Annotated in this window: 15 protein-coding genes; 6 read left to right on the top strand and 9 right to left on the bottom strand. The window is 49.2% G+C overall.

The genetic code is table 11. The features are described from left to right. Nucleotides 1-99: 99 nt before the first annotated feature. The gene (cspA, locus tag QLG09_RS02110; protein WP_014170400.1) at nucleotides 100-312 is read right to left on the bottom strand and encodes an RNA chaperone/antiterminator CspA; all 213 of its coding nucleotides are present in this window, start codon (nucleotides 310-312) and stop codon (nucleotides 100-102) included. Nucleotides 313-901: 589 nt separating this feature from the next. On the opposite strand from cspA, the gene QLG09_RS02105 reads away from it, so the two are divergent. After that, nucleotides 902-1,507, top strand: a complete 606-nt coding sequence (locus QLG09_RS02105; protein ID WP_282488723.1) for a transporter — start codon at nucleotides 902-904, stop codon at nucleotides 1,505-1,507. A 77-nt stretch (nucleotides 1,508-1,584) separates the two neighbouring features. Here QLG09_RS02105 and QLG09_RS02100 read toward each other — a convergent pair whose 3' ends face one another. Beyond that, nucleotides 1,585-2,244 (bottom strand): protein-disulfide isomerase, encoded by a 660-nt coding sequence (locus tag QLG09_RS02100; RefSeq protein WP_113656297.1) that lies wholly within the window; start codon nucleotides 2,242-2,244, stop codon nucleotides 1,585-1,587. 128 nt (nucleotides 2,245-2,372) lie between these two features. Beyond that, nucleotides 2,373-2,852: a MarR family transcriptional regulator gene (locus tag QLG09_RS02095; protein WP_047744755.1), complete on the bottom strand. Its 480-nt coding sequence runs from the start codon at nucleotides 2,850-2,852 to the stop codon at nucleotides 2,373-2,375. Between the two features lie 140 nt (nucleotides 2,853-2,992). On the opposite strand from QLG09_RS02095, the gene QLG09_RS02090 reads away from it, so the two are divergent. Together QLG09_RS02090 and QLG09_RS02085 are read left to right on the top strand one after the other, a co-directional pair. After that, nucleotides 2,993-3,814 (top strand): alpha/beta hydrolase, encoded by an 822-nt coding sequence (locus QLG09_RS02090; RefSeq protein WP_282488713.1) that lies wholly within the window; start codon nucleotides 2,993-2,995, stop codon nucleotides 3,812-3,814. Nucleotides 3,815-3,889: 75 nt separating this feature from the next. After that, on the top strand, nucleotides 3,890-4,657 hold the full coding sequence (locus QLG09_RS02085; RefSeq protein WP_020882412.1) for an alpha/beta hydrolase: 768 nt from the start codon (nucleotides 3,890-3,892) through the stop codon (nucleotides 4,655-4,657). A gap of 105 nt (nucleotides 4,658-4,762) precedes the next feature. Here QLG09_RS02085 and QLG09_RS02080 read toward each other — a convergent pair whose 3' ends face one another. Beyond that, nucleotides 4,763-5,704 carry an MBL fold metallo-hydrolase gene (locus QLG09_RS02080; protein ID WP_282488712.1) on the bottom strand — a complete coding sequence of 314 codons (942 nt, stop codon included), beginning with the start codon at nucleotides 5,702-5,704 and terminating at the stop codon, nucleotides 4,763-4,765. 174 nt (nucleotides 5,705-5,878) lie between these two features. Between QLG09_RS02080 and QLG09_RS02075 the strand changes: the two genes are divergently transcribed. Further along, a complete protein-coding gene (locus tag QLG09_RS02075; protein WP_049023745.1) occupies nucleotides 5,879-6,775 on the top strand; it encodes an AraC family transcriptional regulator in 897 nt (298 codons plus the stop codon). 39 nt (nucleotides 6,776-6,814) lie between these two features. Here the strand turns inward: QLG09_RS02075 and QLG09_RS02070 are convergent, their stop codons facing one another. From QLG09_RS02070 to QLG09_RS02060, 3 genes are all read right to left on the bottom strand, one after another. Beyond that, on the bottom strand, nucleotides 6,815-8,020 hold the full coding sequence (locus tag QLG09_RS02070) for an FAD-dependent oxidoreductase (RefSeq protein WP_049023746.1): 1,206 nt from the start codon (nucleotides 8,018-8,020) through the stop codon (nucleotides 6,815-6,817). Nucleotides 8,021-8,157: 137 nt separating this feature from the next. Further along, nucleotides 8,158-8,910 carry a glucose 1-dehydrogenase gene (locus QLG09_RS02065; protein ID WP_049023748.1) on the bottom strand — a complete coding sequence of 251 codons (753 nt, stop codon included), beginning with the start codon at nucleotides 8,908-8,910 and terminating at the stop codon, nucleotides 8,158-8,160. A 37-nt stretch (nucleotides 8,911-8,947) separates the two neighbouring features. After that, nucleotides 8,948-9,295 carry a MerR family transcriptional regulator gene (locus QLG09_RS02060; protein ID WP_020882407.1) on the bottom strand — a complete coding sequence of 116 codons (348 nt, stop codon included), beginning with the start codon at nucleotides 9,293-9,295 and terminating at the stop codon, nucleotides 8,948-8,950. 248 nt (nucleotides 9,296-9,543) lie between these two features. On the opposite strand from QLG09_RS02060, the gene QLG09_RS02055 reads away from it, so the two are divergent. Continuing rightward, nucleotides 9,544-10,434 carry a GNAT family N-acetyltransferase gene (locus QLG09_RS02055; protein WP_049023750.1) on the top strand — a complete coding sequence of 297 codons (891 nt, stop codon included), beginning with the start codon at nucleotides 9,544-9,546 and terminating at the stop codon, nucleotides 10,432-10,434. A gap of 247 nt (nucleotides 10,435-10,681) precedes the next feature. Here QLG09_RS02055 and QLG09_RS02050 read toward each other — a convergent pair whose 3' ends face one another. Together QLG09_RS02050 and QLG09_RS02045 are read right to left on the bottom strand one after the other, a co-directional pair. Then, nucleotides 10,682-11,884, bottom strand: coding sequence for an ATP-binding protein (locus QLG09_RS02050; protein WP_044868160.1), 1,203 nt, complete (start codon nucleotides 11,882-11,884; stop codon nucleotides 10,682-10,684). Then, nucleotides 11,881-12,567: a response regulator gene (locus QLG09_RS02045; RefSeq protein ID WP_014170413.1), complete on the bottom strand. Its 687-nt coding sequence runs from the start codon at nucleotides 12,565-12,567 to the stop codon at nucleotides 11,881-11,883. The genes QLG09_RS02050 and QLG09_RS02045 overlap by 4 nt, the downstream gene beginning before the upstream one ends. 105 nt (nucleotides 12,568-12,672) lie before the next feature. Here QLG09_RS02045 and QLG09_RS02040 point away from each other — a divergent pair, with 105 nt between their 5' ends. Then, nucleotides 12,673-13,449, top strand: a complete 777-nt coding sequence (locus QLG09_RS02040) for a MipA/OmpV family protein (RefSeq protein ID WP_040017670.1) — start codon at nucleotides 12,673-12,675, stop codon at nucleotides 13,447-13,449. The last annotated feature ends 17 nt before the right edge of the window (nucleotides 13,450-13,466 follow it).

The raw sequence follows: 13,466 nt of genomic DNA, 5'->3' as shown, positions 1-13,466 counted from the left end.
AAAACCCGCACTCGGCGGGTTTTTTATTATCGGTGAAGCTTAACTGCTCAGACTCGCGTCTTCATCGCTATCGTAAGGCTCACCGACAATGTGCGCGACTTACAGCGGAGAAACGTTACCCGCTGCTGGGCCTTTAGCGCCATTTTCAATGGTGAAGGACACTTTCTGGCCTTCATCAAGAGATTTGTAGCTGTCGCTCTGAATAGCAGAGAAGTGTACGAATACATCTTTGCTGCCGTCGTCAGGAGTGATAAAGCCAAAACCTTTATCAGAGTTAAACCATTTTACTAAACCAGTCATTTTATTAGACATAGATAATTCCTTATTTTTTGAGCCACTAAGCGCGGCGATGATGGCCTGTATTTAGAGAGTAACTTATTTGGCACTTAGGAGGAGGCTCACGAAGAAGAGTATCTATTGATAACACCTGAACTGAGGACTGCTTTACTAAACTGCTTTAATAAGGTCTGTATTCCAAACCGATGACGCTATTTAGGCACAGAAAAATTTTTTAAGCAAAGTTTTTATTTTTTATTATAACCACTTAAACACCCGGACGGCTGAATGGCTATGAAAATTAAGGCGCTGGAGCAGCGTATTCACGCCCTGTTTAGCTAAAGCATACTTCCCCTTTTGAGGGTGGATACCCGTCTGATGATGGGTCATCGTATGCGCGTGACTGCTCAACCAGAGGCTGATCTCGTGTGGCATGGGGTTACATCGCGCAGACGACTTACCACCTGGATTTCTGATGCAAGGCTGAAGTCTGATGTGAAAAGGTAATACGCCCTCGCTAAGTAGCTCATAATGCTTAAAATTCATGCCTATAGCGCACAAAGTGAAATAGATTTTCGTTCGAAGCCACTTATCATAGGTATTTTGAATGAAAGTGGTGGTGTTAATGTCTGTGCTCAAAAGCTTTTTCTTCTTTCTCTTCGCGTCAGCAGCCTGCACTGTGCCCGTGCTTTGCCTGTGGGCGGATATCTATTTATTTAATCTGGATATACCGGAGATATCGCTGACCGAAATTGTGCAGGAAACAGTTTTAGGGGGCATCGTATTTATACACTTCCTGCTGGCGAAGAAATGGGCATTCATGCGCTATTGCAACATCCTGATTGGCGGCTTTTTCCTCTCCATGCTGATTAGAGAACTGGATGCATTTTTCGATCTTCTGGCTCACGGAAGTTGGGTATGGTTTGCACTGCTTTCCGCCGTTTGTGCTTTGCTTTATCCCGTTATCCATTATCGTCTTACCCTTACGCAACTGGCAGACTATACCCGTACCCCGTGGTACGGCGTGATGCTCAGTGGTCTGTTGGCAGTCCTGGTCTTCTCCCGGCTGTTTGGAATGCACGGGTTATGGTACGCGATACTTGATCAAAGCTACGTCAGGGTGGTCAAAAATGTCGTGGAGGAAGGCAGCGAGTCATTCGGGTATATGCTCTGCCTTATAGCATCTGTAGGGTACTACTGCTCTTTCCGGTCGCTCCCCCACCAGAAATGATTCTGGTATTCGGAGGAGGGATAAACACTACTGGTAAACGAAGCACCGGGGTGTAAAACCGGAAACCTCGATGTTGGCTATGCAAGCTTTGCCAGCGCCTCGCTGATGCTTTTTGCTCCGCCGTAAAGATCGTGGCCGCTAATAATGTGCTCAGTGCTGTCAACCGTAACCAACAGCAGTGGAACCCCTCTGAAACCTTTTTGATTCATAAGACGCTTTACGTCAGCGATCCTGTCGTCTGTCAGGCTGCGAAGCCCGTCATCGGCATCAAGCCGCCCGACAAAGTCGTTAGGGTTAAGGTCAAGGTGATTTTCCCGAGCCCAGGCAATGCCGACCTCTTCCACTACGTTACTTTGCGCGGTATCACGCCCCAGTACATAGCGGGCATGTTGCAGTGCACGAAGCAGCCCTGCTTCTGCCGCCGGGCTGATTTCATGGAAAGCCGTGAGTGCCCGGTTCATAAATGTCGAATCAAAGCGCGCACCTGAGTTCAGGAGCTGGTGATAACGCTCACTGAATGGCTGGCCGGTCAGCGAAGCAATCCGCTGATCGTTTGTCCACGCATATTCTGCCCATTGGGGGGTGATGTCCCTGGCTCCCTCATCACAAAATAGACCACTGGGCATTAACGTGAGTTTTTCGCTGTAATGTTGCGCCAGGTAGTTCAGGGCAGGCGAGCTGGCATAGCACCAGCCGCAAAGTGGGTCAAAAAAATACTGTAGATTGTCAATGCGCATGCGGTATCCCCCTGGTAAGTATCAGCACTCATCATAATGAGATTCCTCAATGCGAAAAACAGCCCTCCAGTAAATTCAGTGTTTCATGGAGCGGACGAATGGACAGAATGTCCCTGCCCGCCTCTCAATTAGGATAGGTCATCGGCGTCCGGTTTCTGCGCACGGTGGATCTTGTCACGGATCTTATCAACTGATGCTTTGATGTCAGCAATGATGTCGGCATCCATCCCAAGGGTATCCACGATACAGCGCGTGATAGTGCTGGTCTCGCGTTTCAGCGCCTCACCCTTCTCCGTTAGGTGGATAAGCACTTCGCGCTCATCCTTCGGATTGCGTGTCCGGGTGATCAACCCCGCAGTCTCCAGCCGCTTCAGTAAAGGGGTCAGCGTGCTGGACTCAAGAAAAAGAATTCCACTCAGTTCCTTCACTGTTCGCCCATCCTGATTCCACAAGGTGACCATTACCAGATACTGGGGATAGGTCAGGCCAAGCTTATCGAGCATGGGACGATAGAGCTGGGTAAAAGCATGTCCCGCTGAGTAAAGAGAGAAACAGAGCATACCGTGCACATCGGGCAGGGAATCCTCGGAAGTAGTGTGTTTAGTCATATGTCCTCCAGTCCCCCTAAAATAATTTGCATACGATTTAATTGCAAGCGATTGACAAAGACAAAAAGGGCTGTCATATTTATTTGCACACAAACAAGTCGTACACAAACTAATAGCACAACACATGACAGGAGAACGAAATGACAACTTTCACCACCACAGACGGAACCGGCATTTTCTACAAAGACTGGGGTTCAGGTCAGCCTATCCTCTTCGCTCATGGATGGCCGTTATCGTCTGATGCCTGGGATCAGCAGATGCTGTTTTTCAGCCAGAAGGGTTTCCGGGTCATCGCACACGACCGTCGCAGCCACGGGCGTTCGGACCAGACTTTCCACGGTAACAATATGGATCAGTATGCGGACGATCTCGCTGAGCTGATTGAGGCGCTGGATCTGAAGGATCTGATTTTAGTGGGTCACTCAACAGGGGGCGGCGAAGTTGCACATTATATCGGTCGTCATGGTACCTCACGTGTGGCTAAAGTCGTTCTGGTCGGCGCTGTCCCTCCTCTGATGCTCCGGACGGATGCCAATCCTGACGGCACCCCGATGGAGGTGTTTGATGCCATCCGCGAAGGCACGGCCAAAAACCGCTCACAGTTTTACTTCGACCTGACGGTTCCGTTCTATGGATTCAACCGTGACCATGTCCCCACCAATGACGGGTTGCGGGAAAACTTCCGCAGAATCGGCCTGCAGGGCGGTATTAAAGGGCAATATGACTGCGTCCATGAGTTCTCTGAAGTCGATTACACACACGACCTGCAGCAGATTGATCGCCCCACCCTGATTATTCATGGCGACGACGACCAGATTGTCCCCATTAAGGCATCCGCACACCGCGCCGCTGAGATCGTCGCGAATGCGACGCTGACGATATATGCCGGCGGTTCACATGGACTGGCGGAGACAGAAGCCGATCGCTTTAACGCTGACGTACTGGCCTTTATTCGCAGCTAACAAGGTGGCCTGTTCCAGACAGGCCGCAACCATCATACGCATAGCCTTTAAACTGAATTGAAAAGAGGAACGATCATGTCCAAATTTGCTGCCTCCCTTGCCGTTGCCACCGTTTTGCTGTCTGCCAGCGCTATCGCAGAAACCGCTAAGCCGACTGTTGTCCTGGTTCATGGTGCCTTTGCCGACTCTTCTAGCTGGAATGGCGTTACCCAAATCCTGCAAAAGGACGGGTATAACGTCGTCGCTGCGGCGAATCCGCTGCGCAGTGTTTCGACTGATGCGGCTTACGTCTCTTCCGTGGTGAACAATATTAAGGGGCCGGTCGTCCTTGTCGGCCATTCCTATGGTGGCCAGGTCATTACGAACGCGGCCCGTGATACAAACAATGTGAAATCGCTGGTGTATGTCGCCGCATTTGCTCCGGATGCCGGTGAAGCGGCGGCCGACCTGGCCGGAAAATTCCCTGGCGGCACGCTTGGTCAGGCGCTCGCCGCACCGGTGAAGCTGGCTGATGGTAGCGTCGATCTCTCCATCGACCAGGCGAAGTTCCACCAGCAATTCGCGCATGACGTTTCAGCTAAAGAGGCGGCGCTGATGGCCGCAGGGCAAAGACCGATTACCGAAGCGGCTTTAACTGAAAAGTCAGGGGCACCTGCCTGGAAAAAACTGCCCTCTTACTTCATTTACGGTGACGGCGACAAGAATATCCCCGCCCAGGGTTTGCGATTCATGGCTGAACGCGCGGGCTCAAAACACACCGTGGTGATCAAGGGCGCATCCCATGTCGTGATGGTTTCTCATCCGCAGGACGTTGCCACACTTATTGAGGAAGCGGCGAAGTAAACATCGCTCTTCCCCTGAACGCCATCCCTCGTCTGAGGGATGGCCGTATAAGTAATGCCTCGTATGTTCCTGCCGGTATCCGTGAAAATGACATCAGCGGTATTCTTAATAATCCCAGGGACCCGGGATGCAACGGAACGTATCGCCGTCGACAGCAACATGGCAGACAGACGGGAATGAGAGATGAGTAGCGATCAATGACTCCCTGTTATCTGCCAGTTCCTGCAGCAGACGAATGCGAATCTGTGCCGCTTCTTCGGGATAATGGTCGAAACCATTGAACCAGTCAGGATGTTCAAACCCAACCTGGAAAATGGCATCGCCGGCAAAGGTGAGTCGTTCCCCCTCAGAGGCCAGCCTTACCACGCTGTGTCCGGGAGTATGCCCGCCTGTACGAACGACACGCACGCCGGGAGCAACCTCGTATTCCTCTTCGAATGTGTGCAGTTGAGTCTGGTACGCTTGCAAAAATTGGGTAGCGGTTTGGCGCAGTGCTTCCGGGAAACCTGGCGGCATGGATACCTGTGAAAAATCGGGGTCACGCCAAAATTCCACCTCAGCAGCAGCGACATGAATGCGAAGGTCTGACCGCATGCGCGCTTTCACACCCTCAATAAGCAGCCCACCAACGTGATCCATATGCAGATGTGTGATAATCACATCCGTGACGCTGGCAAGATCTATCCCCGCTGACGCCAGGCGGTTAACCGTTCGCCCGGCGCGGGGTAAATCAGGGAAAGCCTCCCCCATCCCTGCATCAACCAGGATCGTCCGGTCACCGCTATGCACGAGAACCACATTTAATGCCCAGTCGAGAAAATCGGCAGGCAGAAACTTATCTTCAAACCAGTGGGTACGTTCGGAGGCCTCCGCGTTATGACCCAACATGGGTCCAGGTAATGACAACACGCCGTCACTGATCACCAGAACATCAATCTTACCGACCTGTAGTGCATAACGTGATGGCACCATTTCATAAACGGCTTCCACATGCGAGGTACCATTAACAGGTGCTAACGACGCTGCATCATTCTTAGATATCGCCATATTTCCTCCAGACAACATAATTAATCGATTTAAGGGTATACACACCGTAGAAATGACTTTTTCCCCTCTGTTATTTCCCATCATCAAAAATAAACATGCAGACAGAACACAATGAAACAGGGTTAAAACATCGCTATACTCTTATTATGCCCACTGTTATTAACAGGTATACTCATGAAAAATCATGACATTCCTCTTGACGATGCCGTTCATAAAATGGCTCAGGTATTAAAGAACCGACCTGAATTAGGCATAGACAGTGGAGATGCGCTGCAAATTCGCTGTTATCACTGGCCGCATGGGCCATTGCATGAAACTATCCCGCCACTCGATCAACATGTGATTATTGCTCACGTTGGACATATGCAGCGTGTTGAGCGAAAAACAGAAAATAAAATCGTTAAAAACACGATCCGGAAAGGCGCCATCACGACAATTCCTCAGGGAAGTACATCTCGCTGGGATATTGCTGGTCTTGTAGATGTTATGCATTTATATATTCCTGATAATATTTTCGCCGATCTTCTGAATCAAATGGAGATACCCACTGCAGAGTTACTCTTACGCACAGCGCATTTTGATGAAACGGCATCAAAAATTACGCTGGCCGTTGCGGAAATCATTTCGGACAATAACAAAATTAACCAACTGCTCTGCGAGCACTTAACGCTGTCATTAATATTACAGTTAATAAAAAACCACTCCAACACGCTGACAGCCGCAGGTCAGTCGCAAGGAGTATTGTCTTCGCGCGCATTAAAAATGGCGCTGGAAAAACTGGATAACAGCCCCATAGGGGATGTCACGATTAAATCACTGGCTCTTGAGCTGGGAGTTTCCTCAGCTCATTTCTGCCGTGCCTTTAAAAACAGTACCGGCTTAACCCCGTACGGGTGGCTTAAGCAGCGCGTAATGGAACGCGCTTTCCACGAGTTACAACACTCCGATAAACTGATTACAGAAATTGCCATTGAAAGCGGCTATGGCTCGCAAAATGCATTTACCCAGGCCTTCAGAAAAATAACAGGCTTGACCCCTGGTCAATGGCGTGAAAAAAAGAACACACGTTGATGCTGCCAGCCGCCAGGCAGCATCAATAGAGATGCCCTGTTACGGAACAATAATATAATCAGGGTTAGCAACAGAAAACATTTTCTCTCTGTCGGGTTCTGGCGGATAAATCCACTGAGTATTAATTTCCTGCTTTATTTTTTTCGCTTCCATGCCCTGGTACATAACCTGATGATCCCAGCCTTCCGTGTAGATCGCCCCCCATTTGCCCAGATCAAGACAGGTAACATATTTTGGCTGGCTGTAAGGATGCAGCGGTAATCCCAGTATTTCTGCTGCCGCGTTATGACCGGCGACGCGCCCCAGGCTCATCGCATGCTGGCAGGACATGACGTTATAATTACCTTCATCATCCGTAGGGACTTTTACAGTATCGCCGGTAACGAAGATACCCCTGGCGGCAGGTGCCCGCAGATACGCATCCCCTATAACACGACCCAGATTATCGTGGTCGCCCGGGATGAGAGCGGCTAACGCGCTGGCCCGCATTCCCGCCGTCCATATCACCGTTTTGCTGGGGATAAATTCATCGTCCGAAAGCATCACCCCCTCAGCGTTGATTGCGCGCACTCTGACGCCCGTTCGAACAGTCACGCCATTACTGGCCAGCGCCTGATTGATGATCTCACAGGCATCCTCGCCCATCACCTGACCAATTTTGTTCGAACTATCCACAATAATAACCTGCAAATGGCGCTCCGAACCCAAGAGGTCTCTGAGGCGTTCCGGCATTTCAGTGGCGGTCTCAAGCCCGGTCAGGCCCCCACCGGCGACAACAACAGTATTTCGTGCGGGAGAATCAGGCTCTGAAGCTAACGACATGAGGTGTTGCTCCAGTTCATGAGCAGCATTCAATGAGTTCACGTCAAAACTGTATTCCGTGATCCCCGGCAGTTCTGGGTGAAATGCCTGGCTTCCGGTGGCCAGTACAAAACTGTCAAAATTAACCGAGGTTTCACTACTCTCTTTTTTTACCGAGATCGTTTTATTTTCTGCATCAATACCGGTGACATAACCGGCAATATAGTGCACACCCGCAGCCTCAAGAACATGCAGAATAGAGGGTGCCATATTTTCAAGCACGGCTTCATACAATCTTGGACGAATGGTTAATGCAGGTTCCGGTGAAACCAAAAAAATCTCAATCCGATCATTTGCCTTTTCCATTTGTACCAGCCTTGCTGCTGAAATGGCGGCCCACATACCTGCAAAACCCGAACCGGCAATAATAATACGTTTTTTCATAGCGATACCTGTTAACAGCGGATGATGAAAATGTCGTTACCGCACCAAGAGTAGTGAAAGTCAAACCTGCCTGCTCTAGCAAAATTGATGTGCTTTAATCAAATTTGATGTTTTTTTTATCAGCGCTGCACGCGCCGCTAAATTTGCCCCATCCCGCCATCGACAGACAGGTCGATACCCGAAATAAAACTGCTTTCATCCGATGCAAGAAACAGCGCTGCCGCGGCCACCTCGTCAGGTTTACCTAAACGACCTAACGGAATACGACTTGCGATGCTGGCGTCAAAAATCTCGCGATCGCTCAGGGAAACGCCCATTTTACTGATAATCGGTGTGGCGACGGGTCCTGGGCTCAGGCAATTCACGCGGATCCCACGGCCTTTAAGGTCGGTCGTCCAGCTGCGGGCAAAAGATCGCAGCGCGGCTTTTGAGGCGGCATAGATATTGTGTCCATCGAACCCTTTATAATGCGCAATGGAGGACGTTAATATTATCGAGCCACCGTCGGACATTAACGGGAGGGCCTGTTGCACGGCGAAAAACGTCCCTTTTACGTTGATATCAAACTGAGTATTAAAATCATCTTCGGTGGAGGCCGGGAAATCGGAAAGCACAATAACACCGGCATTTGCAAACATCACATCCAGCTTGCCGTATTTTTCGTTAATAATGCGAAAGAGGTTTTCATGGCTTCGTATGTCACCGATATCGTGTTGTATTGACAGTGCATTATCGTCACCGAGTTCATTCATCGCCTGCTGCAGGGTTTCTGCATTCCTGCCAGTGATAATCACCTTTGCACCTTCTTCAATAAACCGTTTGGCCGTGGCCAGCCCGATACCGCTACTGCCACCGGTAATTAACGCGACTTTATTGTCTAACTGTTTCATGATGATATTTCCTGTTATTACTGCTCAGACAGAGCGATCACTCGTAGGCGTGAATACGCGTGGCAAGTGTATTTCTGCGTTCATTAAGTAATTCGATAAGCGTGTCCAGTGCCCGAAGTTTTTCTCTGTGCTGCGCCAGACACTGGATAAAACGCGCATCATCCATGTCGCTTACCTGAGAAAACTTTTCCAGCTCTGCAATCTGTCGGGTACTGAACCCACATTTTAAAAGCGAGATTATCCATCTCACTTTCTCGACGTCTTTCGCGTCGTAATTCCGATAACCGTTGTCCAACCGCTGAGAAACAATCAGTCCTTTAGCTTCATAATGTCTGAGCACTCGGGTGCTGACGCCAGTGAGCGCCGCCAGTTCAGATGGTCGCATACCTTTCTCCTCGTCATAGATGCACTCTACAACATTGACACTAGTGTCAATGTAAAGAGCATAGCGTTAGCTGGAATGTAAGCAGATATTTCCTGAGACAGGCAAAATTAACTCCGCCAACGAAGATTGCAGCAATCTTGATTTTGCCTTGACCGTTTATTGATTAACGGTCGGGATAATCAGCCTGTTCAGACAGAACTGCCCGGCGCTGACAGCGCCCTCTGATGAGATTGCAAGGAGAAACAATAATGGGCTTCAGACATTCGCTTTTTGGATGGGAACGTTCAAACTTCACGCATTACCAGGCGGCTTATTATAAGTACGGCGGCAGTGTTAATACTCACCCCGACATTATCAATTTCTTTATGCAGAAGAAGGAAAAAGAATTCGCATTCTGGCATTACCGACGCGATGGCGAGGTCACCGCAGCGTACTTTACCAGTGATGAAAATACCTTCGGCCTGAATGTCTGGCGCGATTACCCGGTATCTTATGATGAAATTATTATCCCCATGGCTGCCGATCAAAAAATCGTTCTGCCAGTAAAAACAAACCGGCTGTCTTCATCGCTGCGTGGGAATATAATAAATGCCACCTATGCTTTTCGTGAAAAACGTAAGGTTTGCCTGATTAAAACGTCTTTCTCAGGTAAAACGGTGAAAAAAAGAAATGGCGAGCTAAAAAAAATGCTGGCTGCGGGCGGAGAATGCATACCGCTCAGAGAGATGTCACCGGCGGATATTGCTGATATTTACGTGCATCTTTTCAGGCTGCGTTTTGCTGACAGCGTCAGATGCTATAACAGGAAAAACATCACTGAACTGTTAACCGCCCTGCCACATATGGTCACCGGCAATGTACTTTTCTTTGAAGGTGCTCCCGTTGCGATAGATCTCGTACTGTGTGCCCGTAGTGAAAAAAGCCTGTATTTTGATGTTCCTAACGGAGGGATTGATCCGTCGATCACCGCATTCAGCCCAGGAAGTCTGCTCATGTGGAAAAATATTGTTGATGCACGAGAAGTGTGTCGCAATGAAAATAAGGCAATGCAATTTTCAATCGGATTGTATGATAAAAAATGGGACTATAAACTGCTTTGGGCCGAAACCCGGCCTACAGGTAAATCACTGGTTCTTTGAACTGTATTCGCCGCCCTGCCCTCAACAATTATTTATCTCTTTTCGGCGCATCCAATAAAACAATAATGATAACCTGAAATATGACAATCACCGGTGCGATGTACAGTAAAAAACATCCACATCGTACCATTTTACGAAAGGCAGAAAGCAGTGAGAGAAGTAATTCAGGTGACATGGTAAACCCCCGTTTACCATGTATTTAAACTCAATTTTTACAAGATTCAGTTCACCCTTTGTTAAGGAACCGTCAATGCTGTTCCTTTTCGCTTAGCGGTATCGTCATCGTGAACGATAGCCCTCCGCTGGCATTCCGTTCTGCAAAGACAGTACCGCGATGCGCCTCGCATATCGCTCGGGCAATAGAGAGCCCAAGCCCGGAACCACCGGTATGTCGTGAACGGGACTGCTCCTCACGCACAAACGGTGAAAATATGGTTTCAAGCAGTGCGTCCGGGACTGCCGGACCGTTGTCGCGGAAAATAACGGATACCTTTTTATCGCTGACATGATAACGAATATCCAGGATGCCCCCTTCCGCAGCGTAGCGCAGAGCATTGTCCATCAGGATCAAAAAGACCTGGCCTATCCGGTACGGATCAACCCGACAGGTCACAGATTCCCCCTCATGGTAGATAATGTTCACTCCCACCCTTTGGGCTGAAGGCATCGTCCATGCCACTTTCTCACGGATTATCTGGTCCAGGCTGGTTGATACCAGGCTCAAATTCAGCTGGTTGGCATCAGCCAGTTTTAACAGATGCAGATCGTCAACCAGTCTGTTTAAATCATTCATCTGCTGCATGATCATGTTCAACTGGGCCTGACTGGGTTCAAATACGCCGTCCATAATGCCCTGCAGACGACCGATGGCAGCCGTCAGCGGCGAGCGCAATTCATGTGCCATGATCACATGCGATTTTTTCAAATCTTTCTCGTAGCGTTCCAGCTGCATCGACATCCCGTTAAAGTTCTCGCTGAGGCTACGCAATTCAAGCGGCAGATTGTCCGGCACGGGCACGCGGGTCCCAAACCCGCCTTCAGCAACAGACCGTGCCGCACCGGCAAGCCGGCTAATATGATGGGAAATGGGTCGCGCTGTTTTCAGCGTAAGCATAAAAATAATCGGTATGAATATCAGAACCAGGATGCCAAGAATCACCCAGTCCTTAATCCCCATCGTCGGATCTGAGTAGGACAGCCCATACCAGGTGTCGATAATTTCATGATAGCGGTTGATGTTCTGTTCAGGGTGCTTGCTCAGAACTGAGAGTTCAGCCCTGACGGCCTCTGGCATCCGGTAGGCGTGCCATTTGTTTTCAACAAAAAATCGCACCCACATAAAAAAGGCGATAAGAATAATACTTCCGACTGCCAGGGATATCAGCCGCTTGCATATCCAGTTCCACAGCGTACTCGGTTCGCCTCGTGGAGATAACGTAAACTTTTTCATGCATTTGCAAATCGGTAGCCGATCCCTCGTACGTTTATCAGCAATTCAGTCTGCCCCGCTGACTCGAGTTTTTTTCGCAAGTTATAGATATGCGTGTCCACAACGCGCTCCAGGGCTTCACTTTCTGGGAGACACGCTTCAAGAAGCGCCTGACGGGTGAAAGCCTTATTAGGCGACTTAAGAAATGTCATCAGTAGCAGCAGTTCCGTCGGCGTTAAATCCAGCGCTGTCCGTTGCCCGTTCTCGCTCTCAACGCTTACCGTCATGGACTCTGTATCTGCCTGCAGTCCCCGGTACTCAATAAGCGTGCTGCTGCGCTCGCCGGAATAACGACGGAGTACAGCATGGACTCTGGCGACCACCTCACCCGGGTTATAGGGCTTCACCACATAGTCATCCGCGCCAAATCGCAGGGCACTGATTTTGTCGCTGCCGTCGCGGATGGCGGTGATCATAATCACGGGAATATCACTGCGCCGGCGCAGGGCCAGCAGAACATCGTTCCCGCTCATGCCGGGCAACATCACATCCAGTAAAATAATGTCGGGCTTCCAGCTGAATGCCAGTTCGAGCCCCCGGTTACCGCTGCTGGCCGAAGAGGTCTGAAACTGATCGCGCTTAAGGTAAGCCTCAAGCACATTCGCGGCATCCAAATCGTCTTCAATAATTAAAACACGTTTCACATTCGCACCTTGATGGAATCTTGATTAAATCTTGCAGGAATATTGATTGACCGCCCGCATACTCCGCAATTCATAGATATAAGCATAATTCATTCAGGAAGTTTTATGAAGGAAATAAAAATCGCCTTAGTAACACTCATCGCTGCATCGTTCGCTTCACAGGCATCATCAGATAAAAAAGCATCTTATGTCACGATTGGCGTGGGTTCACAATATGCGCCTGAATATACCGGCTCGAATAAATATGATGTCAATACGCTGCCGTATTTCGGATGGACTTACGATGACTGGTCCGTCAATACCGACAAAGGTATCGTCTATTCCCATCAGTTCAGTAATGGCGTTTACCTTGGGCAAGCTCTGGGGTATTCCCTTGGCCGCACGGATAGCGGAAACGCCTGGCTTCAGGAAGGCTCTGATAAACTTAAAGGTATGGGTAAGATTAATACCGTAATGAATACCACCACCACGGCAGGATGGTGGATGGCACCCTGGATAGGCTTTGAGGGAAATATTACGGCACCGCTGACTGAAAGCCAGGGAATGCAATATAAAATTAAACTTAATGTCGTTCTTTTTGCTAACGATACAGATACTCTGCTAATCAGTACCGAAAGAAAATACGGCGACGCACGGTATAATAATACCTGGTTTGGGGTGAGTGAAAATCAAAGTACCCATTCCGGATATAGGCCTTTCAACGCGGGTAGCGGATTAAACAGTGTGAATTACGATATTAACTGGCAACACACATTTAATGATAACTGGTCCGGCTATGCAGATTTAGGGTATATCACGCTTGCAGACCGTGTAAGCAACAGCCCCATTGTGCAAAAGGATGAATATCTTCTCTTTACCGTCGGGGCATTTTATACATTCTGATGCAGGATATCGGTTAT

It is taken from the genome of Enterobacter sp. V89_11 (assembly GCF_029967775.1).
Lineage (GTDB): Bacteria > Pseudomonadota > Gammaproteobacteria > Enterobacterales > Enterobacteriaceae > Enterobacter > Enterobacter ludwigii.
The sequence above is the reverse complement of the archived record's forward strand: the minus strand, read 5'-3'. Positions and strand labels throughout refer to the sequence as shown.

Bases quoted from the DNA above. Each gene is read 5' to 3' on its own strand.
- cspA (WP_014170400.1), bottom strand. From the start codon at position 312: ATGTCTAATAAAATGACTGGTTTAGTAAAATGGTTTAACTCTGATAAA.
- QLG09_RS02105 (WP_282488723.1), top strand. From the start codon at position 902: ATGTCTGTGCTCAAAAGCTTTTTCTTCTTTCTCTTCGCGTCAGCAGCC.
- QLG09_RS02100 (WP_113656297.1), bottom strand. From the start codon at position 2,244: ATGCGCATTGACAATCTACAGTATTTTTTTGACCCACTTTGCGGCTGG.
- QLG09_RS02095 (WP_047744755.1), bottom strand. From the start codon at position 2,852: ATGACTAAACACACTACTTCCGAGGATTCCCTGCCCGATGTGCACGGT.
- QLG09_RS02090 (WP_282488713.1), top strand. From the start codon at position 2,993: ATGACAACTTTCACCACCACAGACGGAACCGGCATTTTCTACAAAGAC.
- QLG09_RS02085 (WP_020882412.1), top strand. From the start codon at position 3,890: ATGTCCAAATTTGCTGCCTCCCTTGCCGTTGCCACCGTTTTGCTGTCT.
- QLG09_RS02080 (WP_282488712.1), bottom strand. From the start codon at position 5,704: ATGGCGATATCTAAGAATGATGCAGCGTCGTTAGCACCTGTTAATGGT.
- QLG09_RS02075 (WP_049023745.1), top strand. From the start codon at position 5,879: ATGAAAAATCATGACATTCCTCTTGACGATGCCGTTCATAAAATGGCT.
- QLG09_RS02070 (WP_049023746.1), bottom strand. From the start codon at position 8,020: ATGAAAAAACGTATTATTATTGCCGGTTCGGGTTTTGCAGGTATGTGG.
- QLG09_RS02065 (WP_049023748.1), bottom strand. From the start codon at position 8,910: ATGAAACAGTTAGACAATAAAGTCGCGTTAATTACCGGTGGCAGTAGC.
- QLG09_RS02060 (WP_020882407.1), bottom strand. From the start codon at position 9,295: ATGCGACCATCTGAACTGGCGGCGCTCACTGGCGTCAGCACCCGAGTG.
- QLG09_RS02055 (WP_049023750.1), top strand. From the start codon at position 9,544: ATGGGCTTCAGACATTCGCTTTTTGGATGGGAACGTTCAAACTTCACG.
- QLG09_RS02050 (WP_044868160.1), bottom strand. From the start codon at position 11,884: ATGAAAAAGTTTACGTTATCTCCACGAGGCGAACCGAGTACGCTGTGG.
- QLG09_RS02040 (WP_040017670.1), top strand. From the start codon at position 12,673: ATGAAGGAAATAAAAATCGCCTTAGTAACACTCATCGCTGCATCGTTC.